The following is a 3,958-nucleotide window of genomic DNA, read 5'->3' on the forward strand; positions in this document are numbered from 1 at the left end:
CGGCCGGCACCGGCTGCTGTCCCGGATCCCCGTGCCCGCCCGGCTGCACGGCCTGAGCCTGCCCGACCCGGTGCGCTCCACGAGGACACTGCTCACCGGCCTCGGTGCCGTGTCGGCCGGGATCCTGGTGAGCGTGCTCATCGCCGGGTCCTCCTCGCCCGGAGGCGGCGCCGACCCCACCGGATCCTCCAGCTCCGCGGGCGGCAGGGGCGTCGTACCGTCGGTGTCCCCGCCCGGCGTCGCCGGACTGCCCCCGGCACCCGGGCAGACCCGGCTGCGCAATGTCGCCTCCGGGCTGTGCCTCGACACCCGGGGCGAGCCCCAGGACGGGGTCGGCACCCGGCTCGCGGAGTGCTCCGCCGCGTGGAGCCAGCAGTGGACGCTGGAGGAGGACGGGCTGCTGCGCAGCGTGGCGGACCCCGGGCTGTGCCTGGACTCGCACAAGGACGCCGGAGTCGTGGTCCTGGGCACATGCCCCGAGCAGGACGATCGGCGGGGCGACGACGTGCGCTACGACCTGACCCCGCTCGGCGAGCTGCTGCCCCGCTGGGACCGGCAGCTGGCCCTCACCCCGGCCGGCCTCGACGCGAACGCTGACATCGTCGTCAAGGTGCGTGACCAGACGGTGGGCCAACGCTGGGTGACGGACTCGGTGGGCACCACCGCCACCGGATCGCTGTCGATCAGCGACTCCGCGACGCAGGCCGCGCGCCCCGCGGGACTGACCGGGCACGGGTCGTGAGCACCCCGGCCGGGGCGGACCGACCCCGATCCGCCCCGGCCGGACCGCGCATCGCCGGTCAGACCAGGTCCCCGGGGCCGATCGTCGCCGGGCCGGCGTGCCCGGACAGGGCGAGGGTGAGGTCCAGTTCGGCGAGCAGACAGCGGATCACATGCTCGACGCCCGCCTGCCCGTCCAGCCCGAGCCCGTAGACGTACGGCCGGCCCAGCAGCACCGCCCGCGCGCCCAGCGCCAGCGCCTTGAACACGTCGTCGCCGGTGCGCACGCCGCTGTCGAACAGCACCGTGAGCCGGTCGCCCACGGCCTCCACCACGCCCGGCAGCGCGTCCGCCGCCGCGATCGACCCGGCCACCTGACGGCCGCCGTGGTTGGACACCACCACCCCGTCCATCCCGGCGTCGGCCGCGAGCCGGGCGTCGTCGGGGTGCAGCACCCCCTTGAGGACGATCGGCCCGTCCCAGTTCTCCCGCAGGAACGCGAGGTCCGGCCAGGACTTGGCGGGATCGGAGAACATGCCGACGAAATGCATCACCGCGGCGTTCGGGTCCTCGTGCACGGGCTTGGCCAGTCCCGCCTGGAACGCGGGGTCCGAGAAGTAGTTGGCGGTGCCCACCCCGCGCAGGAACGGCAGATACGCCTGGTCCAGATCCCGGGGGCGCCAGGACAGCAGGGGAGTGTCCAGGGTGACCACCAGCGCGGTGAACCCCGCCGCCTTCGCCCGGCCGAGAAAGCTCCGCGCCACCTCCGGGTCCTTCGGCCAGTACAGCTGGAACCAGCGCTCCCCCTCGCCCATCGCCTCCGCGACCTGCTCCATGGGCGTGCTGGACGCGGACGACAGGATGAACGGCACGCCTTGCGCGGCGGCGGCCCGGGCGGCCGCCGGCTCGGCGTCCGGGTGCATGATCGACAGCACGCCGACGGGCGCCAGCGCGAGCGGTGCGGGGAGCGTGCGGCCCAGCACCTCGACCGACAGATCGCGGTCGTGCACGTCCCGCAGCATGCGCGGCACGATCCGGCGGCGCGCGAGGGCCTCCCGGTTGGCGCGAGCGGTGCTGCCGTCGCCCGCGCTGCCCGCGACATAGCCGACCGGGCCCGGCCCGAGGCGCTGCTCCGTCAGCTCCTCCAGCCGGGTCAGATCCGTGGGCAGCCGGGGCACGGCCCCCGTCATCCCGTTCAGATAGATCTCGTACTGGAAGTCCGCCCAGTGCTTGCCCATACGAGCCGACCCGCCTCTCCTCGTCACACCGTCAGGCCCCTGCGGGGCCCGACCATACCGGCGAGTAGGCGCGGAACCGACAGTGCCGGCGGACGGACCTCCTGACGACGCCGTTCACTCGCCGTCGGCCGTGGACGTGTCCTCCTCTTCCGGCTCGCCGTCCGGGCCCTTGGACCTGACCCGCTGGACGTGCTCCAGGGACTCGCGCAGTTCCGTGAGCCAGTCGTCGGTGTGCCGTTGCACCAGCCGCACGCACCAGGCCAGCGCCTCGCTGCGGCTGCGGGCCACTCCGCCGGCGATCAGCGTGTCCAGCACCTGCCGCTCCGGCTGGCGCAGCCGGGTCATGACGGGCGCCGCGACATGCGTGAACAGCGCACGCTGCCCGTCGCACTCCACGCCCCAGGAGACCTTCCTCCCGAAGCGGTGCTCGGCGTCCCTGGCGACCGAGATCCGGGCGTCCCGGGTGCGTTCCCGGAACTCCTGGATCCGGCCCTCGATCGCCGCCTCCCGCTCGGCCGCCGAGGCGTCCTCGGCCGGCGTGGGCGCGGGAATGCGGCCGATCACCGTGATCTCCTCGCGGTCGACCGTGACCTCGGCCAGCTCCTCGAAGAGATCCTCGGGGAGCCGGCCGGTGAACCAGCCCCGCAGTCGCTCTCGCTGCTCTGCCGTAATCATGTAATGACCATTACTCGGCCGTTTCATGAACACAAGGGGTCGGTGAACGCTCTGCCGAGAGCAGAATCGGAATGTTTCAGGCCGATTAACGAGCAGCCGTATTTCGGCCATCTGGCCACTTCGCGCACTCGGTAGCCGTGCGATTACAAGGGCAGCGCTCGAATCTTCCGTGACTTCCCGCCACTGATTCAACACGCAATGTTACTGAAATCCACACGGTCGAGATGAGTTTCCCGGGCGGACTCGGCAGACTCCGGGGCGCCGGTTCGGCACCGACCGAGCACGAGCCGGCGTTTTCCACACGAGCGGAAGGATGCACACAATGCGGAACACCGCGCGCTGGGCCACCACCCTCGGCCTCACGGCCGCCGCCGTCTGCGCACCCCTGTCCGGGGCCGCGACGGCCGCCCCGGGAACCGGCCCCTCCGCGCTCTACGCCCCCTCGGCCCTGGTCTTCACCGTGGGTCACGGCGAGAGCGCGGCAAGCGCCACACCGGAACGCGCGGTCACCTTGACCTGTGCCCCCCGGCCGTCGGGCACCCACCCGGCCGCCTCCTCGGCCTGCGCGGAACTGAACGGAGTCGGCGGCAACCTGAGCGCGCTGACGATGCGCCAGGGCGTCTTCTGCACCAAGGAGTACGACCCGGTGGTCGTCACCGTCGACGGGGTGTGGCAGGGACAGCGCGTCTCCTACGAACGCACCTTCGGCAACGCGTGCGTGATGAACGCGCACGGTTCGGGCGTCTTCGCCTTCTGAGACCGGGATCGCACGGTTCCCGTGACCGCGCGGCGGCCCGCAGATATGGGGAGTGCGAGCCCCCTCGCGGAACGTGCGATCTCGCGCAAGGAGGCCGGCGGGCGGAGTGGGGCCGCCCGCCGGCCTTCGGCATTCCCGAGGGTCAGGCCCGGTCCCGGTGGCTGGTGTCGCACCAGGGATAGCGGCGGCTGCGGCGGCAGGTGCACAAGGCCACCCGGAAGCGGTCCGAACGGACGACCGTGCCGTCCTCCAGCTCCACCTCCACCGGACCCTCCACCAGCAGCGGGCCCTTGCGCTGGACGGTGACACGACGGGGGGCGTCAGACGGGGAGTTCGGCACGGACCACCACCAGTTCCTCTGTGTCCTCGGTTCCTCGCAGCAGTCCCCGCTCGCGCAGCCAGCGGGCCCTGGCCTTCAGTACCGGGCCGAACGCGATACGCCGGCGCCGTGTCACCGCGGCCTTCAGGCCGGCCGCCCGCAGCAGACCGACCGTGACCTCGGGCCCGCTGAGCGCGGACTGCACCAGCAGCAGCACCCCGCCCGGCCGCAGCCGCGCGGGCGCCTCGC

The 3,958-nt window shown here is 72.8% G+C and carries 5 protein-coding genes and 1 pseudogene; 2 read left to right on the forward strand and 4 right to left on the reverse strand.

Translation table 11 applies throughout. The features are described 5' to 3' along the window. Window positions 1–742, forward strand: a 742-nt coding sequence (locus N4P33_RS33505; RefSeq protein WP_260830698.1) for an RICIN domain-containing protein, incomplete at its 5' end; no start/stop codon positions are given. A gap of 58 nt (window positions 743–800) precedes the next feature. Here the strand turns inward: N4P33_RS33505 and N4P33_RS33510 are convergent. Continuing rightward, complete coding sequence (locus N4P33_RS33510; protein WP_260830699.1) at window positions 801–1,958, reverse strand: lactate 2-monooxygenase; 1,158 nt, start codon at window positions 1,956–1,958, stop codon at window positions 801–803. A 114-nt stretch (window positions 1,959–2,072) separates the two neighbouring features. Further along, complete coding sequence (locus N4P33_RS33515) at window positions 2,073–2,633, reverse strand: hypothetical protein (protein WP_260830700.1); 561 nt, start codon at window positions 2,631–2,633, stop codon at window positions 2,073–2,075. Between the two features lie 322 nt (window positions 2,634–2,955). Here N4P33_RS33515 and N4P33_RS33520 point away from each other — a divergent pair, with 322 nt between their 5' ends. Next, window positions 2,956–3,390 (forward strand): subtilase-type protease inhibitor, encoded by a 435-nt coding sequence (locus N4P33_RS33520; RefSeq protein ID WP_260830701.1) that lies wholly within the window; start codon window positions 2,956–2,958, stop codon window positions 3,388–3,390. Window positions 3,391–3,532: 142 nt separating this feature from the next. On the opposite strand, the gene N4P33_RS33525 is transcribed toward N4P33_RS33520, so the two are convergent. Next, window positions 3,533–3,730: a CDGSH iron-sulfur domain-containing protein gene (locus tag N4P33_RS33525; RefSeq protein WP_260830702.1), complete on the reverse strand. Its 198-nt coding sequence runs from the start codon at window positions 3,728–3,730 to the stop codon at window positions 3,533–3,535. Continuing rightward, window positions 3,711–3,958: pseudogene (locus N4P33_RS33530) on the reverse strand (methyltransferase); the annotation flags it as partial. The pseudogene N4P33_RS33530 and the gene N4P33_RS33525, both read right to left, overlap by 20 nt.

The organism is Streptomyces sp. 15-116A (genome assembly GCF_025290915.1).
Taxonomy (GTDB): Bacteria; Actinomycetota; Actinomycetes; order Streptomycetales; family Streptomycetaceae; genus Streptomyces.